Consider the following 19,169-nt stretch of genomic DNA (forward strand, 5'->3'; position numbering starts at 1 on the left):
GGGCTTTTTGTTAATTTAATAATAGTTGAAAAGATAACGAGAAAAAGGCAGATAAATCATTATGGAAACAATCCTGAGTTTATGTATTGGCATTGGTTTAAGTGCCGCCTGCGGTTTTCGTGTATTTGTACCGTTATTGGTGATGAGTGTTGCATCACTGATGGGCTGGTTTGAGCCAATGAAAGGTTTTGAGTGGTTAGCGATACCATCGGTATGTATTGGTTTAGCTGTCGCGACTATTTGTGAAATTGGCGCGTACTATATTCCTTGGGTCGACAATGCTTTAGATACTATTGCCACGCCAGCAGCGATGGTGGCTGGAACATTAACCACCATGGCGGTCAGTACAGGTGAAATGTCACAGTTTGCAAGTTGGGCGGCTGCGATTATCGTTGGTGGTGGTACAGCAACAGCTGTACAAATGGGCACGGTTGCGGTTCGTGGTGTATCTACTGCAACGACAGGTGGAATAGCCAATCCTTTGGTGTCTACAGGTGAATGGATTGGGGCAATCGTGGTATCGGTATTATCACTTATCGTTCCTGTATTGGTGGTGATTGTTGGTATTATTTTGATGGTGCTAGCGGTTCGCTGGTTAAGAAAGAAAAAACAAGAAAGCGTTGTTCATCCATTGTAGTTAGTGTGTTTTAGCATTTGTGAAACAAGTGTTTATCAAGATTAAAAGAGGATAATGACTCAATTCAATTGGGTTGAGTCATTAAATTGGATTAAGTGTTTTCTGTTTTTTGACATAAAATTTGATTCACTCTAAATCGAATACAAAGACAAATTTCCCCAACAATAAATCAATAAAAGAGAGATTGATTTTTGCACCTTAAAGGCATACTTTTGTTATGGGATTGATAAAAACATCGTTTTTATGGATTTAATCTCAAGGTCTTTTTAAGAGTATTGGGGGAAACTTTTATGATGGACAAATTTATTATCAATGTAAATGCGCAAGTCAATGGTGTATACGAGGTACACAATGCAAGCAAAGCTTGTGAGCATTTACCTAAGGCGGAAAATCAAAATCTACTGGGATTTTTTGCGACAAGTGAGCTGGCAATTAAACGAGCAAAGATGAATTGGCCTCGTGAAAAAATCAAGGGATGTATTTGCTGTTGTTAAGAAGCTCATAGCCTTTAACCATCACCAATTTTACCTGCAGTTCCATCTTTATGTGGTGGATCTGCATAACATTAAAAGGAATAGAGCGTATATCTATTCAATTGAAATGTATATTTTAAACGTCAATTGTTTGAAGTCACGATGAAAGCTTATGCTGACTCATCGTTTTAAAAATAACTTGGGGATTAAAAGTATGCTGATACTTTTTACTGTTTGATATAAAAATAGAAAAATTAATAAAAACTTCATCAATAAATAATCTGATTTTTGTGATGTGTATTTGATAAAAAGTAATAAATTTTAATGATTTAACATAAATATTTGTTTTAAAACAAAAATATAAATGCTATTAATAGCTCATAATATAAACATCACATGGATAGGTGAGAACAATGAGAAAGTTCGAGGTCGAGATCAATTTGCCTGCACAAGATATCGTATCATTTGAGGTAGAGGACATTGAGCAAATTCGTGCAAAATTTTATGCGATCAATTGGCGCCGTTTATTCCTGACGCAGGGGCAAGTTGAAAATTCTGATATTTCCTTTGCTGTACAGGACACGGAGACAGAACTTTATTTACATATCCAGTTAAATACACACTCGAGTAAAGCAGACCCTGTTTTTCAGATCGATAGCAATATTCAACTGGTTGTTGAAAGTAAAGAATTTTTGGGGCTTTTAACACGTAAAAAGAAATATGATGTGGTGTATAAAAACTTAAACCAATCACAAGTTTCAGAACAGCTCAGCTTATTCCTAAACGGTCAAATCGACGAGATGACAGAACAATATCGACAATTGATGCATAAAAAAATGCTACAAGAGCATCGTTTGGCATAACGACTAGAGATTGACATCTTCTATATAAAATAAGGAAGCTTGAGCTTCCTTCTTGATCTGTAAAAAAGAATAAACGGGCTTGATTGTTTGACCAAGAGATAAAATACACCTAGTGCATATAAAAATTAAATATAGTGATAAATTTTACAATTTGTAATTTAAAATCAATGATTAATTTATAATTTTTTTATTGGAGTCGCTATTAATTTTAAAGAGTGTTGTTACACTACAAATAGATTTTAAGGGTATGCGTTATAAAATAATGAACAAGTTTGAAATTCAAATTCAGTATCCTAATCACGCCGATGAGCGTGAGATGGAGCAAGAGAGCGATTTAGACATTGCTGAGATATTGGCGAAATTTGAAAGTATCAGTTGGCGCCGTCAACGCGTTTTGCAATTACAATTGGATGGTCGAAACACTATTTTTACAGTGTTGAACTCAGCGTCAGAAGCATTTTTAAAAATTACATTAAATGCTTATGCAAAAAGTGAGAATTTTGAATTTAAGATAGAAAGCAATATCAAATTGATTTTCCCACAACGCGAATTGTTTGGCTTGATGACACGAAAAAATAAAGAAGTATTTGCAATCAAACACAGTACACTTGAACAGGTAAAAGCGAGTTTAACTGCATTTTTAAATCAGGATACCCAAGGCTTGGAAGATATTTTGCGTGATAGTAAAACAACCTCGCTAAAAGATGCGCCTTAAGTTAGCAGATTAAAGCGTGTGATCATTGAAATAGAATGACTAAAATGCAAATTTATAAATTTGCATTTTTTTTAAAATTTATGCAATAAAAAATCATTAAATAAGCTTTGTTGAAAAATTTTCTTTATTAAGTAACTTTTAAAGGAAAATTTTCCTAAAAAATAAAAAAATTAATCTATCTTAGGAAAATAATCCCGAGTCGATTTGGCTAATATTTATCTCAAGGATGTAAGGGATCGAAAAGAGTAGATTGCTGCCAGTTGCGTACAACGTGAGTGCAGTACTTACCCACAAGGTCTCGATTCGGCTTAGGACGCTATAAACCATAAGTTTATAGGCAATAGGATTAAAACTTACCAAGTTTTAATAGTTGAAGTAAACCAGAGTTGTTTTCCCACTCATCCTGAAAAATTCGATAAAAATAATGTGAAAATCTCAAATTAGATTCATCAATTAAGCCTATTCAAAACATCAGAAAAATACATTAAAGCAAAATGATTTCATCTCAGCATCCCATTAAAATAAGTTCTATACTTTATTCAAATAATGAAAGATATTGAAACCAAACAATGATAAAGAGTAGTGTAATGAATGATAAAAATGAAAATCATATTTGCTTAATATGTAATCAAACTTTTTCACATGCGAATGTTGTTCCGCTCGGGGCTATACGTAAGGTTATTACTGAAGAAATTGCACGAGATTTTCCCAATTGGTCTGCGCAGGATTATATTTGTAAATTAGATTTAACCAAATATCGTATGCAGTATGTGCAATCTTTGCTTCAATCGGAGCAGGGGGAGGTGTCAAACCTAGAGTATGAAGTGCTTAATAGTATGCAACAGCATGAATTAATAACAAAAAATACTGAAACACAACTTGAAAAAAAATGGACCATTGGGGAAAGGCTCGCAGATAAAATTGCAACTTTTGGCGGAAGTTGGACGTTTTTAATTTGTTTTATGCTCTTTTTAGTTGTTTGGATTTTATTAAACACAGTTGTGATCGTAAAACAACCTGCTGATCCTTATCCGTTTATTCTATTAAATCTTATTTTATCTTGTCTTGCTGCAGTACAAGCACCAATTATTATGATGAGTCAAAACCGTCAAGAAGCCAAAGATCGTATACGCTCCCAAAATGATTATCAAGTCAATTTAAAAGCTGAATTAGAAATCCGTCATTTACATGAAAAAATAGATCATTTACTCATTCATCAGTGGGATAAACTGGCAAAAATTCAGGAAATTCAATTGGATTTATTATCAGAAATGAATAAAAGAGAAGTAAAAAAGGGCGAGTGAAAGATTAAAAATACAGAAAAAGCTTTTGAGCGTTACGGCTCTTTTGAGTTGGTGGCTTTGTTGATAAGAACAGAAATATATTCTCGATTTTTTAAATGAGTTTGCAATAAAAAATCATTTTAGAAATATAAAAGATAAAAAATCCTTAGATTGTGATTGATTTTGGAAAATAATTCTAAATTTCACGAGAAAATCTTAATCTTAGGAAAATAATTCCGAACCGATTTCGTTAATATTTATCTCAAGGATGTAAGGGATCGAAAAGAGTAGATTGCTACCAGTTACGTACAACGTGAGTGTAGTACTTACCCACAAGGTCTCGATTCGGCTTAGGACGCTATAAATCAGAAGTTTATAGGCAATAGGATTAAAACTTACAAAGTTTTAATAGTTGAAGTAAACCAGAGTTGTTTTCCCGCTCATCCTGAAAAATTCCATGAAAATTATACCGTAAAATTCCATTTATTTGATCTCATTAACTTACCGACAAAGCAATTAAGAAATTATCAATAAGAAGCTAAAAATCATACAGATTGTTAAGATGCCGCAGTATAGGTATGCATTAATGTACCGACCTAGAGCAAGCCATAAATGGCAATTCATACAATTATATGAATAGAGATAAGTTTCAATATTTTATTCGCTCACGGCAGAATTTTAATCTGTAATTATTTCATTACTTAAATAACTTCTTTTGGGGATTCCATTAGTAGATCTGCTGCAAGTGAATACTGATCAATAGCCTATAAATATTTTACTTCTAATGTGGTGATTAAGGTTTCTAACAGCAATAACACATCGGCTTTCTTGCGTGCATCAATAAAAAACACAGGTAAATTTAGATCGCGTTCCATCAACCATTGACGGTATTGGTGCGTTGGCTTATTCATATCATCATCGATATGGGTGACTCCAATCACAATGTTTTCACCATACTGTTTAAAAATATTGAGGTAGTATTCAAGTTCATCTAAGGGTGTTGCTAAGCTATGATCAATCAACAAAATCGTACCAATCGCGCCTTTGCATATCACGCCCCACATAAAGTCAAAGCGACCTTGTCCTGGTGTGCCATACAGCCCAACTTTACTGCCATCATCAAGGGTTACTTCGCCATAATCGATTCCCACGGTTGTGTTTAGTTTTTTATGGCTACGATCATCGGTGTTAAATGCTTCTGTTGCTAATACAGGTATTTCTGATAAAGATTTAATCGCTTCAGTTTTACCTGCCCCCATTGAACCAGCAAAAACAATTTTGTACTTCTGAATAATCATCGTAGATTTATCCCTTAAAATTTAAATCGACTTTTTAATTTGTTAAAAAAGCTTTTTAAAATCCCTTTTTCTTCCGTTTGCTCAGTATCACTTGGTGTTTTATCAAATCGACTTTCTTTTGCTGAAATCAGTTCAGCGTTATGGATGGCTAAATTCGCAGCAACAAAGTGTTGCACGGTTGCGACTGGAATGTTGAGTTTGTCTGAGACATGTTGGATTTCTGCCCCAGAAATAAAGCATGCACTTAGTTGTAGCAGTAATTTCTTATCCAACTCATTGGGTTGAATCCAAAATTTGAGACGATAATGTTTATCAGCTTCAGGTACAGTAATTAAATTGGGATTTGTCCAAATCAGGTTAAATAACCAATTTTCTAAATTGAATTGTCGTTTACGTGAAACTTTTATAAAATCCGCAGTGACTGCTGCCGTATAGTGTATCGAGCGATCTGTTTGGTATTCTTCACGAGTTGCTTCAAGCCATGCCAGATGCGCATGATGGTCGATAATCGCAATCGTGCCGAGATGATCATTTAAAATGACTTTACGACTGTCGTGATGGAAAAGCGCTGCAAAAAAATCAATTTCTTTGATTTCAAGTTGATCATCAGCTTCATCATCTGAAATTTGGCTAAGTTCAGATTGTTCTATTTCAGTCTTATGCAGTAATTTGATGTTGACCCAGTTTTTCAGTGTGAATTCGTCATAAATAGGGATGCAGAGTAAATTATCTTCAGCACTTTCTTTATGTTCACTATGTTTTGAAATTTTCAAATAAGGAATATTTTTATTTTGGATAATATTCTGGATATTATTGTTTTCAAAAAACTGCTCATTGATCAAAATACATTTTATATTTTGATCTGAAACACTTGTCCAATTTATACCAATATTGGTTGGTAAAATTTTTCTAAGCCTTATTTTAAGATCGTCAGAGGTGGTTAAACCTAAGCCTGAAATTGCGATATTGATACATTGATTGTTCATAATATCACTTATCTAATATTAAAAAATTAAAGTGTAAACTGTTTTTTAACGGTCGTAATTAGTTTAAGTTAACGCTAGATTTGTTCTTTTTCCAGTAAAATCATTTTTTTAATGTTTAATTGCTTGGCATTTAATCAGTATATTTCTTACATTATTATCCTCCTGTGTAAACTGTTAATTTTTCTTAAAGTTTAGAGAGTTTCATTGCTTTAAATTAACATTAGTTATTATAAAAAATCTATCTCAAAGTTAAATAAATTGCTTAGTTATTTTTATCAATAAAAGCTTAACTTAATAGTAAATTAAATATTTATTATGTTTGTGCATGTTTTATCATTTATAATATTATTACTGTGATTTTAATCACATGAAATGATTAAAATTACTTAAGTATTTTTTACATGAAAAAAAGCGATCATTTCGATCGCTTTTTATAATTTTTGATTATCAAACTAAATTAAGCAAAAAGCTTCGTCGCTGCTTCAAAAAGAATATATAAAACCACAAGTGCTACCACAGGTTCTGCAATTTTAGCCCAAGTTGGATTTGCGGTTTCGGTTACTATGACTTCTTTGTGATCAGTATGAAGATCTACTTTTTGAACATTGACCATTTGATTAAACTCCTTCATCGTTTCATCTAATGATATCTCTTCTTCAGGCACAGGTTGAGAGCCAATCAGTTCGGTTAGTTCGTTTGTTGACCAAACCCAATCTTTTGCCTGACCCGATAGGTGCTCAATTTGCCCAATCACTAATTCTCGAAGACCTCGCTTACCTAAACTTCCTGCTGTTTCAAGTTGCTTTAATTCAGCAAGCTGTAGTTCAAGAATTTCCGTTGTTACGGGTTCAAGTATAGATTTATCTAAACTGGATTTATTCTGAGTAGAGGTGGTGAGGTGTCGAGAAATTTCTTGGCTGTATAACTGATCTTGCGAAAGAATTTCTTGATATAAAGCATCATCATCCTTACGCCATAGCGTAATGAGTTTACCCAAGGTTAAAGCATTGAGTTCTTCAATATGTGCAATACGTTGGGCAGGCTCTAATTGAGATAATAGCTGAGGCTTTTGAATCTTTATCTGCTCAGCAAAGTATTGTACGAGATCAAAAGCCATTCAGTTCTCCTTGTTCTATTCTAAAATTCTTAAACTTGGTTTTTTCTTTGGTGCCTCAGTTTTAGTTTCTACTTCTTCACTTGTATTTGATTCTAAAACATCTTCATCAATTTGCACATTGGCATATTCATCTGGATCAAAGAATAATCCTTGTCCATTTTCACGTGCATACAAGCCTAATACCGCATTTATAGGCACATAAATATCTTTGGATGCGCCGCTAAAACGAGCAGAGAAGGTAATTGCTTCATTGGTCATATTTAACATATGTACAGAATGTGGTGCGATGTTCAATACAATTTGTCCATCTTGTACAAATTGTTGTGGTACATCGGTATAGGGTTTAGTTGCGTCAACAAGTAAGTATGGCGTTAAATTGTTGTCGCAAATCCATTCATATATTGCGCGTGCAAGGTATGGTCGAGTTGGGGTTAAGTTCAATTCTTGTTCAGACATTAAAAAATACTCTATTGATTTGCGATCTAGAATTTTGCCAAAAATTCACTATATCTGTGTTTCTCTTTAAAAGTCATCGACTTTAAAAAAGCAGGGCGGCTAAAAATCCGTTGGCAATATAATAAAATTGGACGAGATTGCTGTTTCGGTAATTCAATTCCCATATGTTTTAACCGTATGAAAATTGGCGCTAACATGCAATCTAAAATTGTAAAGTTTTCAGACATAAAATAAGGATAATGTTGAAACAGTGGGGTCAGGGATACCAAAGTATCTTTTAATTGTTTTTGTGCATTCTTTTTTGCAGCTTCATTAAGTGTATCTGGGTGGCGTAGCATAATGTCTGCAAGTTTAAGCCAATCTTGTTCAAAGCGCCAAATATACTGTCTTTGCTCTGCGCGTGGTGCTGGGGCATCCGCATAAAGTTTGTTTTGTCGATAACGGTCATCTAAGTATTCAGAAATAATACTAGTATTAAACAGCTTTAAATCGTTTTCAATCAGCATAGGTAGTTGATTATATGGATTTAAACTGGCTAAATCTTCATCATCTTCTTCGGCAATGATTAAGGTATGTTTAATTTGTTTTTCTACAAGAAGAAATCTAATCCAATGTGAACGAAAGTCATCCTCGTGGCTATACAATGTAATCCCTTGTTGAGGCGCATTTTCGACAGGCATATTCCAAAAACTAAGTGAAGTGAATAGAGTAGAATACTAAAAATAGACAATAAAATCATCTTAACTTTAATAAGCTTATGGTGGGTATTGCTATCAAATAGATAGGAAACAAGGATAAACCTATGAATTTAATAAATAAGCACAGTAAATTGGCGTTGGCATTGCTGTTAATGATGGGTATTTCAAATACATATGCAAAGATGCAACCTTTGGATACTCAAGTACAAGAGGCTGCCACTGAAGCAATCGAAGCTGCAGGAGCAGAAGTGGCTGGAGGAGGAACCTTATGTAGTGCTGATGAGGCCTGTGATGTTGCGTCTGCTGCTTCTGAAGAAGAAATGTATGGTGGGATCAAACAAGAATATGTTGTAAAAGGTTGTAAGGTGACGATCTACAATGATGGACCCGTGAAAATGGTCAATGTAAAGACCGATAAGCCGTGTAATGCACCGCTTCCGAAAGATCATAAGTTCTCTAAGGAAACTCGAACTTATCAGGAAAATGGCTGTACGATTACAGAATCAAAAGCTGCCGATGGGATTTCTGACGCTGTCATGGACTGCTCTAAACGAGATAAAACAAAATAACTTCAAATAGTTAACCCATAAAAAAACCTCGGCAAATGCCGAGGTTTTTTGTCCGATTCGGTAAACGAATTAACGTTTAGAGAATTGAGGACGTTTACGAGCTTTACGTAAACCAAGTTTCTTACGTTCAACTTCACGAGCATCACGAGTAACGAAACCAGCTTGACGAAGAGCAGGTTTTAAAGTCTCATCAGAAGCGATCAATGCACGAGTAATACCGTGACGGATAGCGCCTGCTTGACCACCGATACCACCACCAGCAACAGTGATGTAAAGGTCAAATTTTTCAGTAACTTCTAAAAGCTCAAGTGGTTGACGAACAACCATACGAGCAGTTTCACGACCGAAATACTGTTCAAGAGTGCGGTTGTTGATTACGAGTTTACCAGTACCAGCTGATAGGAAAACACGTGCAGTTGCGGTCTTACGGCGACCTGTACCATAGTTAGTAGCCATGTGCTGTATCCCTTAGATGTCCAAAACTTGTGGCTGTTGAGCAGTATGAGGATGCTCAGTACCAGCGTACACTTTCATTTTCTTGATCATCGCGTAACCAAGAGGACCTTTTGGCAACATGCCTTTTACAGCACGTTCGAAGATTTCTTCTGGTTTGTGAGCAACTAATTTTTCAAAATTAGTTTCACGAATACCACCAGGGAAACCAGTGTGGCGATAGTATTTCTTATCAAGTGATTTTTTACCAGTCACTTGTACTTGTTCAGCATTGATCACAACGATGTAGTCACCAGTGTCAACGTGAGGCGTATAAGAAGTTTTGTGTTTACCGCGTAAACGACGAGCGATTTCAGTCGCAAGGCGACCTAAAGTTTTGCCAGAAGCATCAACAACATACCAGTCGTGTTGAACTTCAGCTGGCTTAGCGCTGAGAGTTTTCATTAAACCACTACCTATTATAGTTGGTTTGGACTATGGAATCTGTCCAAACAAAAAGGAGTGCGAATTCTATCTGAAAAGAGTTAGAGTCGCAATTGAAATATTGAATTTCAAGCGCATCATTATATTGATAAACGTAGCCAAAAGCAAAGCTTAGTTTGGATAAAATGTTGTAAGGTTTTCTGATTTATATTGGAATTGTGACGGACTTCATGAATAATAAAAGTGATATAAAGAAAATAAGTCAGGCAAAAATGAAAATAATAAATTCAATAAAATTCCTTCTACTGATATTGGGTGGAGGCAACTTAAACCTTAGTTTTGCTCAAGCTGATTTGCTGGATCAGGCATCATCTTTACCGAAACTTCATCCAAGTGCTCCTGTGCATTATCAAAATCAAGCTGATCTTGGAGACAGGATTATCTCTGTTCAATGGATGACGGAAGATTTTTCTACAGAATTAAAAGGCGGTGTGGCTGTCACTTGCCAGCCTTTCGGTATTCAAGCGACTACAAAAGATATTGTTGCAGGCTCAACGATTCCACTTACGCTATATGATCCAGAAAATGACAATAGAGACGAATATAAATTAAAAGGGACTGTTGGTGCGGATGGTATCGCAAGAGTAGTTTTTGACTTGTGTGAACCAGAAGCATTTCATGATTTTATTACAGCGCCAAATGAAAAGGTGATACCGTCTAAAATCGTTGAAAGCAAACTTGCTCAAAAAAATCAAATACAGATCCCGTTTTCTTTAAAGTCAAACCAGTTAAAACAAAGTCAATTAAATAAATCCCAGTTCAATCAATTGAATTCAATAAAAACAGAAGAAAATGAAAAAATAAAACAAGTAGGAACAACCAACGAAGAAAAAGCAGCAAGAAAACAACAGCAAGGAGAACCTGTTACGATTCTGGATGCGAAATGGATGACGGTCGATTTTAGTGAAGAAATTCAATCCGCATATCCTTGCCAAGCGGTTGGATTACTTATTCAAACACAACATATCCCTATTGGTGAGGAAGTCGATGCTGTCGTGCAATGGGGGGATGATGATGATAAAAGCCGAAGTGGCGAATATACAGTCTATGGAAAAGTTGAATCAGACCATCGAGTCAGAATAATCTTTGATCAACATATTGCCCCATCCAAGTGTGGGAAAGAGGTTGAATCGATGTTTGATTTCTCTGAGATTGATCAACAGCAAGCTCAACCAGAAACTCGGCCAGCGTCTAAAAGTCAGCTCTAAAGCATTTTAAGTTTCCATCATCTAAGTCTGATGAAATATAAAAATTGTTTGCAATGGTCTTATATAGGTGGTTTGAGAAATATTTTTGGTTCATTTTTTACGTGATTTAGTTATATTCGATATAAAAAATGAACTTGAATTGGAAATGATAATTTAGAACCGATGTATACTGTCTATGCAAGGTCTATTAAAAGAGTTCTAGATGCTTCCTTTATATATAACCAGTGGTGAGCCTGCTGGCATTGGCCCAGATATTTGTTTAGATTTGGCAGATCGTATTGATGATCGTCCAGTTGTTGTATTGGCTGATATCAATATGTTGAGGGATCGTGCCAAAATTTTAAACAAAAGTGTTCAGCTCATTGAGTATAAAGGACAGACGGAGCGTTTGGCTCAAGGTCAAGTCTATATTGAACATGTTCCTTTAGCTGTAGATGTTATTTTAGGGGAGTTAAACCCACAAAACTCTGCATATGTGATCGAGCAATTGCGTCGAACTGCGTACTATGCGATGCGCGGGCTGAGTGTTGGTGTTGCTACAGCGCCAGTACAAAAGTCAATTATCAATGATGCAGGGATCCACTTCAGTGGCCATACAGAATATTACCAAGAGTTTGCGGGTGTGGAGCGTGTGGTTATGATGCTTGCAACAAAAACGTTAAGAGTCGCTTTAGTGACCACCCATTTACCATTGCGGGATGTTGCAGATGCCATTACCAAACAACGTCTCTATCAGGTGATTGATATTCTGATTCATGATTTAAAAACAAAATTTAAAATTAATCATCCGCGTATTTTGGTGTGTGGTTTAAATCCTCATGCAGGTGAAGGTGGTTATTTAGGTCATGAAGAAATTGATACGATTAATCCTGTACTTGAAAGTTATCGAGCGCAAGGCATAGACATGAGTTTAAGTATGCCTGCTGATACTTTATTTACTGTGGATCATTTAAAAGGTACTGATGCTGTTTTAGCGATGTATCACGATCAGGGGTTACCTGTGTTAAAATCGCAGGGATTTGGCGAAGCCATTAATATTACTTTAGGTTTACCTTTTATTCGGACCTCGGTCGATCATGGTACTGCGCTCTCCCTTGCAGGTACAGGCCTTGCAAAAAGTTCAAGTTTGCATGTCGCTGTCGATTTAGCACTTGATCTAGCTCGTTCGAATTAAGTTGTAAACAACCTTATTTATCACGTTGGATATTTTTTATGTATCAAATTAATGCCTTAAACCCAAAAGATGAAGGGCATCATACGCGCAAGCGTTTTGGACAAAACTTCTTACATGACCAACGTGTGATTGCCAAAATTGTTCGTTCTGTCGCCCCGCGAGCAGGAGAAAATATTGTTGAAATTGGGCCAGGTTTAGCTGCTTTAACTTCGCCTTTAAATGGTGAATGTGATGCTTTGACTGTGCTAGAGCTGGATCGTGACTTGGCAGCAGGCTTACCGGGTCGAGTACCACATCCTGAACGTCTAACTATCATTGAAACTGATGCATTAAAATATGATTTTACTGAATTATTTCAGGAAGGTCGTCCTTTACGTGTAGTCGGAAACCTACCTTATAATATTTCAACACCTTTGCTTTTTCATCTCTTGGAATTTGGTGACAAAGTCAAAGACATGCATTTTATGTTGCAAAAAGAAGTGGTTGATCGTATTACAGCATCTCCAAACACCAAAGAGTATGGTCGTTTGTCAGTCATGATTCAATACTTTTGCAAACCTACTTTCTTGTTTGAAGTACCACCGGGATCATTCAATCCACCACCAAAAGTAACGTCTGCGGTATTTCGTTTAGAGCCATATGCAACTAAACCGATTGTTGCTAAAAGTGAAAAAGCTTTGGCACGTTTAGTATCGCATGTGTTTACACAACGCCGAAAAACATTACGTAATAGCTTAAAAGGCATGTTGGTTGAAGACGGTTTTGAAAATGCTGGTGTAGATCCAATGGCACGTCCAGAAACCTTAACATTGGCTCAGTTTGTTGCATTATCTGACCAAATGGTGGCTTAAATGGCACTGGAAAAAGTTAGATATAATTATGTGATTGGCGACGTACAAGGGTGTTTTGAAGCACTGAAAGCACTACTCAAAGAAATCCAATTCGATGCTGATCAAGATTTTATTTGGTTTGCGGGCGATTTAATCGCCCGTGGTGAAAATTCAGTGGGTGCAATACGTTTTATCAAAAAATTATGCGAACAAGGCAATGCTGCAACAGTCCTTGGTAATCATGATTTAAATCTGCTGGCGGTTGCACGTGGGATTAAAAAGCTCAAAGAAAAAGACCATATTGCTGATGTCATTCATGCTTTAGAAAGTGATGAATTGATTGATTGGTTACGTAAACAGCCTTTGTGCTTATTTCCCAATGAAAAGACGATTTTGACTCATGCGGGTATTCCGAATATTTGGGGTGCGGAAAAGACCGTAGCGTTGGCCAAAGAAGTGGAAGCAGTCTTAGCGCATGATGACTTTACTGTGCTTGATTCATTTCTGAAAGAGATGTATGGCACTGAGCCAGATTTATGGGTAGATGATTTACAAGGTCATGCTCGCTTACGCTGTATTACCAATTATTTAACCCGTATGCGTTTGACCGATGCCCAAGGTCGTTTAGAGTTTAGCTTTAAAGATGCTTTAGATGAGCCGATGCCAGTCGGTTTTCAGCCATGGTTCAAATTTGAATCGCAGACAGCAAAAACTCATCAGATCGTTTTTGGACATTGGGCAGCGTTGCAAGGTGAGCGCATCAATGCTCAAATCCAAAATGTCGATGGTGGGTGTGTTTGGGGGCATCAACTGCTGGCTTATCGACTAGAGGATCAAAAACTTTTCAGTGTAGATAACCCTTTTTTTTGATATGAATAAAGCCACAAGATGTGGCTTTATTTTTTGGCAATGTCACGAGATTCAAGCATAATATCAATGCGCCATTTTAAATGATTTTAATCTTTTAACTGGCGAATTCATCTACCAATTGAAAAGTAAATTATTCTTGTCGAATCCAAGTCTGACTTCGACCAATGAGTGAAATACCAAGATAGCCACGTAAGGTCAGGCGGTTTCCACTTGCATTTAAGCGGGCTTTACCGTGATAAATTTTTCCTCCGCGAGGATCCAGAACTTCGCCACCAATATAGTTGTTTGGATTATTTGGATCAGCTTTTAACTTTTGTAAAATGGTTAAGCCAATAATCGGTTTATTGGTAAAGGGTGCGGGGCAATTGCGGCATTGTGTTAAAACCGTTTCTCCGGGTGCGGGAAAATCTTTAATGATTTTACCGACATAAGTATCATCTTTTTGTTTCTCGATTTGAATATGTGCACGCACATAACCTGTTTTATCATCGACAGTGCGCCATGTGCCAGTAATGTCAGCTGCATGTGTCCAGCTGATCATTCCCAGTAGCATACAACTGAAAATTCCTTTTTTCATAAGCATACCTATTTTCTTTTAAGTTTAAATGTTGTGATCTGTGAATAAGGCCTTATTCACGAATCCAAGTTTGACTACGACCGAGCGCAGACACTCCAACATAACCTCTTAACATCAAGCGATTACCGTTTGAGTTGAGTTTGGCTTTCATGGAATAAATTTTACCTGTAAGTGGATCGATAATTTTTCCACCGACATAGTCTTCATCACTGGTTTGTTTGAGATTTTTAAGAACATCCATACCTAAAATGGGTTTATTGGTATAAGGCGCTGGACAGTCTATACAGGTTTCTTTTGGGGTATAACCAGGACGCGGGGTAATTTTGATGATTTTACCAGTATATGTGCCATTGGCTTCTTTGCGTATTTCAAGCACAGCTTTAGAAGAGCCAGTTTTATCATCGATATTTTTCCAAATACCAGTGATATCTTTTGCCATACTGCTACAGCTTAAAACAGAAAATAATGTCCCTAAGATGAACTTATTAAACCTCATTTATTGATTCCTTATCAAAATGGGGGAAAGAATAGTTCATCTTAAGCTGAATAATTACTCTAGGCAATCATGTGAAAAGTAAAATAAATCACATTTATTTTATAAAAAGTATAAAAGTTGGCAACCAGATGGCTGTGAACACCGCATTTACTGCCATTCCAAAGGCTGCATAACGACCTGCAACCGCTCCACGTTGCCAAGCTTGGGCCGTTCCGATGGCATGTGCAGCCAGTCCTAAAGCCAAGCCAGATGCGCGTTCATCATTAATATTACGTAAAATAATCGATGAAAATGCTGCCCCAATCACGCCCGATAAAATTACGATCAAAATCACTAATGTGACTGGTGAGTGCAGTAAAGTTGCAATATTAATTGCAATTGGCGTTGTCACAGCACGTGTGGCAAAGGCCATAATGGTCGGTTCTGACATATGCAGTAAATAAGCTAAGCTCATAGGTAATGCAACAGCACTGATACTGGCAAAGACCAAGATCCCTACGACAGATTTCAGTGGTAAATCATCATAACGCATTGCGGCTAATGGAATAGCCAATGCCACAGTGACATAACCGAGTAGGTGGCTAAATAGACCATTCATATCGGTATTGTATTTTTCGTAAGGAATTTTAAAGATCATTAAAATTCCAATCACAAAAAACATGCCAATAACCAGAAGCGGAATTTGAGGAAAGCGTTTATTAATTGGTTTCGCTGCCAAGTAGGCAATTAGTGTGATTAAAAAACCAGTGATTACACTTAACATATCAGCCTCCTATAGCCACTTCTTCGCCATTTTTGCATAAATCCAGAGTGGAATCAGTGTACTGACAAACATCACAACCAGGAATAAGGGGATCTCTTTTCCCATACTGACCAGCATGATTAATGAACCCGCACATATCGGTAGGAAAGCAAATCCACTTTCTCTCATTAATTTATTGTTGGTATCGACCAGACGGGCAGGGATTTTCTTGAATCTACGCCATAAAACCAACACAAATAGTAGGCTGAGTAGACCTGTTAAATTGCCCAATTCAGGATGATTAAATTGTGACATCACTAACACAGAAGCTTCACGAAAGAAGATGATAAGTCCTATTGTGAAGATCCATGCTTGCCAATCGATACCTTTTAACTGATCCATGTGTGTTTATTTATAAAAATTGATCTTTCACGTTTTAACCGATTTAGCGCTTTATTTCAAACTCTTCTAACGGTCTTTTAAATTGTTCTGCCTTATTTCCAAGTATTTCAACGAGTGGTATATGTGCCTGATTGATGAGCTGTTCCAGTTTTTGTGGTGCCATGGCAACCACCAATTGTAGGTTGCCTTCATCGTCATAATGTTCAGATTCGATGACGTTAAGATCGTAAAGTTGATTTTTTAACTTACCATAAGCGGGTTTTAATTGTAGTTCAAAACGTTGAATTTGGCCCATCAAACATTCATGTACCGCTTTACGTAACAGGTCTAAACCTTGTTGTGTATGGGCTGAAACATAAACACGCTCAGGTTGGTGCGGTTTGGCATAAATGATTTTGGCTTCTTCTCCGCTTTGATCGATCTTGTTATAAACTCTTAATATTGGAACATCTGCGCCAATTTCATTTAACACCGTTTCTACGGCATCAATTTGTTCCATGACATCAGGACTACTCGAATCGATGATATGTAGCAGTAAAGTGGCTTCTAAAGTTTCTTCCAAAGTTGCCTTAAAGGATTCGACTAAAGAATGAGCTAGATTGCGCACAAAACCAACAGTGTCTGCAAGAACAAGCGTGCCAATACCATCCCAATCTAAACGGCGTAAGGTTGGGTCAAGTGTGGCAAATAATTGATCTGCTGCATAAACATCACTATTTGCCAAAATATTAAAAAGTGTTGATTTGCCTGCGTTGGTATAACCGACTAAAGACACAGTTGGAATATTGGCTTTTTGGCGAGCAGCACGGCCTTGAATACGTGTTTTTCGGACTTTTTCTAGACGATCTTTGAGCTGTTCCATACGGATGCGTAATAGACGTCGATCTGTTTCAAGTAAGGTTTCACCTGGTCCACGTAGACCAATACCACCTTTCTGACTGTCTAGATTGCTACGACTACGGACTAAACGTGATGAAAGGTGATCTAACTGAGCCAATTCAACTTGTAGTTTACCTTCATGGGTACGGGCACGTTGCGCAAAAATATCAAGAATCAAACCTGTACGGTCGATCACACGACATTTTAAAATACGTTCTAAATTGCGTTCCTGAGCGGGCGATAGTGCTTGGTCAAAAATGACCAATTCCACTTCATCTGCCTCAACTTGCTCAGCAATTTCTTCTGCTTTACCTGAACCAATAAAAAACTTAGGGTCGGGTTTAATCCGTTGTACGCTTAAATGCTCTAATATATCCGCGCCCGCAGATTTAGCCAGTAATCGAAATTCTTCTGCATCAAGATCTTCTAAGATTTGAACATTCACACTGACTAAAATGGTTTTTTCACCACCTTGATTTTGATCAAAGTATTCCACAGATTGTAAAACTCAGACATTAGATTAGAAAAATCATTCTAAAGGATATTCTGTGTTAAATCCTTAGCCGTATGCAAAGTATTGGAATAAATTTATAACTATTTGAATTTGTTTTAAAATGTTTATTTATATTTCTCTAGTGATTTTTTAGATGTTCTGAAAAAGCTAGCTGCGTGATTGATACTCCATCTTCTTATAATTTAGGATTGTGCTTATCTGAATATTCATTTAGCAAAGTTAATCAGGGTTAATGTCATCTATGATGAATGCAAGTTGGTTTAGATATGTATACAATAGTGCCAGTTTAATATGAAATACATTTTGTTTAGTGAATATCTATGACTCAACAACAAGCAATCAAAAAGTCAAAACCATCGAAATTAAGCGCTTTATCTAAAGTCTTTTTGTACAGTAAAAAACTGGTATCAGGAACATCTGCTGTTGCAGAAGGCTTTTATCTGGTTTACCGCCATCAACTCTATAAAGATCCCAATAATCCTAAAAATACCCGTTATGTTCAATATTTTTGTCGCCGGCTAAGTGAAGTATTTAATGTTGATGTACGTGTACATGGCGATATTCCTCGTGAACCTGCATTGTGGGTGAGTAACCATATTTCATGGTTGGATATTGCTGTTTTAGGTTCTGGGGCAAGGGTATTCTTTTTAGCGAAAGCTGAAATTGAAAAATGGCCAGTTTTTGGCAATTTGGCTAAAGGTGGTGGAACCCTATTTATTAAACGTGGTTCAGGGGATTCGGTGCGTATTCGAGAGCAAATCGCTGAGTTCTTAAGTAAAGATATTCCAGTTTTGTTTTTCCCTGAAGCAACGACCACCGATGGTTCAAAAGTCAAAAAAGTACATGGTCGGATCTTAGGTGCAGCGATTGAAGCTAAGAAACCCGTACAAGTGTGTGTGATTTGCTATGTAAATCAACATGGGAAATTAGATACCGTGGTGCCTTTTATTGGCGAAACCACATTTGTTGAACATGTTCAAGCTGTGCTGGAAATGCCAAAGGTTGTGGCGCATCTCAAAACCTTTCCTGCGATTGCAACAGAAGGGCATACAGTTGAAAGCCTGACTCAACAAGTGCAAGTGATGATGCAAAAAGGCTTGGAAGATCTACAGAAAGAAGTCCTAACAGATTGACGATCTATTCAAAATGATGTTTCTGACTGTTTTGAATAGCTCAAAAGCTGTCTGCAAGAGTGTGTAGGTTTATAAAATATCTTTATTTTTTATCAGAATAGATAATCATGATTTTTACTCAGCAAGCCAACATATTTGTCTCTGGAGCAGATTCACAACGAGGATTGTTCGAAAAAGCAAAAAATAATAAGTGAGGACGATTGATTCTAGATTCAAAAATACAGTGAAGGCATTATTGTTTCTCAACGATTTTACCAGAGATGGCTATCGCATTTGTCGGCATGGATGCCGCCGTTGGTCAAGGGCGATAAGG

At 36.6% G+C, this 19,169-nt stretch carries 23 protein-coding genes; 11 read left to right on the forward strand and 12 right to left on the reverse strand.

Features of this window, described 5'->3' with window-relative positions:
- The first annotated feature begins 61 nt into the window (after positions 1-61).
- The 5 genes from ACG916_RS03480 to ACG916_RS03500 all read left to right on the forward strand — a co-directional run bounded on the left by ACG916_RS03480 (position 62) and on the right by ACG916_RS03500 (position 3,992).
- Entirely contained in the window at positions 62-637 is a 576-nt protein-coding gene (locus tag ACG916_RS03480) for a DUF4126 domain-containing protein (RefSeq protein WP_151956807.1), read from the forward strand.
- Positions 638-927: 290 nt separating this feature from the next.
- On the forward strand, positions 928-1,131 hold the full coding sequence (locus ACG916_RS03485) for a hypothetical protein (RefSeq protein WP_419328050.1): 204 nt from the start codon (positions 928-930) through the stop codon (positions 1,129-1,131).
- A 392-nt stretch (positions 1,132-1,523) separates the two neighbouring features.
- The gene (locus ACG916_RS03490; RefSeq protein WP_419328049.1) at positions 1,524-1,973 is read left to right on the forward strand and encodes a hypothetical protein; all 450 of its coding nucleotides are present in this window, start codon (positions 1,524-1,526) and stop codon (positions 1,971-1,973) included.
- A gap of 247 nt (positions 1,974-2,220) precedes the next feature.
- Positions 2,221-2,688: a hypothetical protein gene (locus ACG916_RS03495; protein ID WP_419328048.1), complete on the forward strand. Its 468-nt coding sequence runs from the start codon at positions 2,221-2,223 to the stop codon at positions 2,686-2,688.
- 587 nt (positions 2,689-3,275) lie between these two features.
- Positions 3,276-3,992: a DUF1003 domain-containing protein gene (locus ACG916_RS03500; protein WP_419328047.1), complete on the forward strand. Its 717-nt coding sequence runs from the start codon at positions 3,276-3,278 to the stop codon at positions 3,990-3,992.
- Positions 3,993-4,735: 743 nt separating this feature from the next.
- Here the strand turns inward: ACG916_RS03500 and ACG916_RS03505 are convergent.
- From ACG916_RS03505 to ACG916_RS03525, 5 genes are all read right to left on the reverse strand, one after another.
- Complete coding sequence (locus ACG916_RS03505; RefSeq protein WP_336953331.1) at positions 4,736-5,269, reverse strand: GTP-binding protein; 534 nt, start codon at positions 5,267-5,269, stop codon at positions 4,736-4,738.
- 14 nt (positions 5,270-5,283) lie between these two features.
- The gene (locus ACG916_RS03510) at positions 5,284-6,255 is read right to left on the reverse strand and encodes a hypothetical protein (protein ID WP_419330045.1); all 972 of its coding nucleotides are present in this window, start codon (positions 6,253-6,255) and stop codon (positions 5,284-5,286) included.
- A gap of 457 nt (positions 6,256-6,712) precedes the next feature.
- A complete protein-coding gene (locus tag ACG916_RS03515; RefSeq protein WP_419328045.1) occupies positions 6,713-7,372 on the reverse strand; it encodes a hypothetical protein in 660 nt (219 codons plus the stop codon).
- A 15-nt stretch (positions 7,373-7,387) separates the two neighbouring features.
- The gene (locus ACG916_RS03520) at positions 7,388-7,828 is read right to left on the reverse strand and encodes a ClpXP protease specificity-enhancing factor (RefSeq protein ID WP_004722950.1); all 441 of its coding nucleotides are present in this window, start codon (positions 7,826-7,828) and stop codon (positions 7,388-7,390) included.
- A 26-nt stretch (positions 7,829-7,854) separates the two neighbouring features.
- Positions 7,855-8,508 (reverse strand): glutathione S-transferase N-terminal domain-containing protein, encoded by a 654-nt coding sequence (locus ACG916_RS03525; protein WP_419328044.1) that lies wholly within the window; start codon positions 8,506-8,508, stop codon positions 7,855-7,857.
- 122 nt (positions 8,509-8,630) lie between these two features.
- On the opposite strand from ACG916_RS03525, the gene ACG916_RS03530 reads away from it, so the two are divergent.
- Positions 8,631-9,095 (forward strand): hypothetical protein, encoded by a 465-nt coding sequence (locus ACG916_RS03530; RefSeq protein WP_419328043.1) that lies wholly within the window; start codon positions 8,631-8,633, stop codon positions 9,093-9,095.
- A 69-nt stretch (positions 9,096-9,164) separates the two neighbouring features.
- Here the strand turns inward: ACG916_RS03530 and rpsI are convergent, their stop codons facing one another.
- On the reverse strand, positions 9,165-9,551 hold the full coding sequence (gene rpsI / locus ACG916_RS03535; protein ID WP_004647927.1) for a 30S ribosomal protein S9: 387 nt from the start codon (positions 9,549-9,551) through the stop codon (positions 9,165-9,167).
- 12 nt (positions 9,552-9,563) lie between these two features.
- Positions 9,564-9,992, reverse strand: a complete 429-nt coding sequence (gene rplM, locus ACG916_RS03540; RefSeq protein WP_004722943.1) for a 50S ribosomal protein L13 — start codon at positions 9,990-9,992, stop codon at positions 9,564-9,566.
- 251 nt (positions 9,993-10,243) lie between these two features.
- Between rplM and ACG916_RS03545 the strand changes: the two genes are divergently transcribed.
- From ACG916_RS03545 to ACG916_RS03560, 4 genes are all read left to right on the forward strand, one after another.
- The gene (locus ACG916_RS03545; protein WP_419328042.1) at positions 10,244-11,239 is read left to right on the forward strand and encodes a hypothetical protein; all 996 of its coding nucleotides are present in this window, start codon (positions 10,244-10,246) and stop codon (positions 11,237-11,239) included.
- A gap of 202 nt (positions 11,240-11,441) precedes the next feature.
- Complete coding sequence (gene pdxA / locus ACG916_RS03550) at positions 11,442-12,413, forward strand: 4-hydroxythreonine-4-phosphate dehydrogenase PdxA (protein WP_419328041.1); 972 nt, start codon at positions 11,442-11,444, stop codon at positions 12,411-12,413.
- A 38-nt stretch (positions 12,414-12,451) separates the two neighbouring features.
- Complete coding sequence (rsmA, locus tag ACG916_RS03555) at positions 12,452-13,264, forward strand: 16S rRNA (adenine(1518)-N(6)/adenine(1519)-N(6))-dimethyltransferase RsmA (RefSeq protein WP_336953320.1); 813 nt, start codon at positions 12,452-12,454, stop codon at positions 13,262-13,264.
- On the forward strand, positions 13,265-14,113 hold the full coding sequence (locus tag ACG916_RS03560) for a symmetrical bis(5'-nucleosyl)-tetraphosphatase (RefSeq protein ID WP_419328040.1): 849 nt from the start codon (positions 13,265-13,267) through the stop codon (positions 14,111-14,113).
- Positions 14,114-14,243: 130 nt separating this feature from the next.
- Here ACG916_RS03560 and ACG916_RS03565 read toward each other — a convergent pair whose 3' ends face one another.
- The 5 genes from ACG916_RS03565 to hflX all read right to left on the reverse strand — a co-directional run bounded on the left by ACG916_RS03565 (position 14,244) and on the right by hflX (position 17,705).
- A complete protein-coding gene (locus tag ACG916_RS03565; protein WP_336953316.1) occupies positions 14,244-14,690 on the reverse strand; it encodes a DUF2147 domain-containing protein in 447 nt (148 codons plus the stop codon).
- Between the two features lie 52 nt (positions 14,691-14,742).
- Positions 14,743-15,186 (reverse strand): DUF2147 domain-containing protein, encoded by a 444-nt coding sequence (locus ACG916_RS03570; RefSeq protein WP_336953314.1) that lies wholly within the window; start codon positions 15,184-15,186, stop codon positions 14,743-14,745.
- 94 nt (positions 15,187-15,280) lie between these two features.
- Positions 15,281-15,949: an LrgB family protein gene (locus tag ACG916_RS03575; protein ID WP_336953312.1), complete on the reverse strand. Its 669-nt coding sequence runs from the start codon at positions 15,947-15,949 to the stop codon at positions 15,281-15,283.
- A gap of 9 nt (positions 15,950-15,958) precedes the next feature.
- Positions 15,959-16,330, reverse strand: a complete 372-nt coding sequence (locus ACG916_RS03580) for a hypothetical protein (RefSeq protein WP_034610058.1) — start codon at positions 16,328-16,330, stop codon at positions 15,959-15,961.
- A 43-nt stretch (positions 16,331-16,373) separates the two neighbouring features.
- Positions 16,374-17,705 carry a ribosome rescue GTPase HflX gene (hflX, locus tag ACG916_RS03585; RefSeq protein WP_336953311.1) on the reverse strand — a complete coding sequence of 444 codons (1,332 nt, stop codon included), beginning with the start codon at positions 17,703-17,705 and terminating at the stop codon, positions 16,374-16,376.
- A gap of 338 nt (positions 17,706-18,043) precedes the next feature.
- Here hflX and ACG916_RS03590 point away from each other — a divergent pair, with 338 nt between their 5' ends.
- On the forward strand, positions 18,044-18,856 hold the full coding sequence (locus ACG916_RS03590) for a lysophospholipid acyltransferase family protein (RefSeq protein WP_336953310.1): 813 nt from the start codon (positions 18,044-18,046) through the stop codon (positions 18,854-18,856).
- Positions 18,857-19,169 lie beyond the last annotated feature (313 nt).

Source organism: Acinetobacter legionensis (assembly GCF_048552295.1).
Taxonomy (GTDB): Bacteria; Pseudomonadota; Gammaproteobacteria; order Pseudomonadales; family Moraxellaceae; genus Acinetobacter.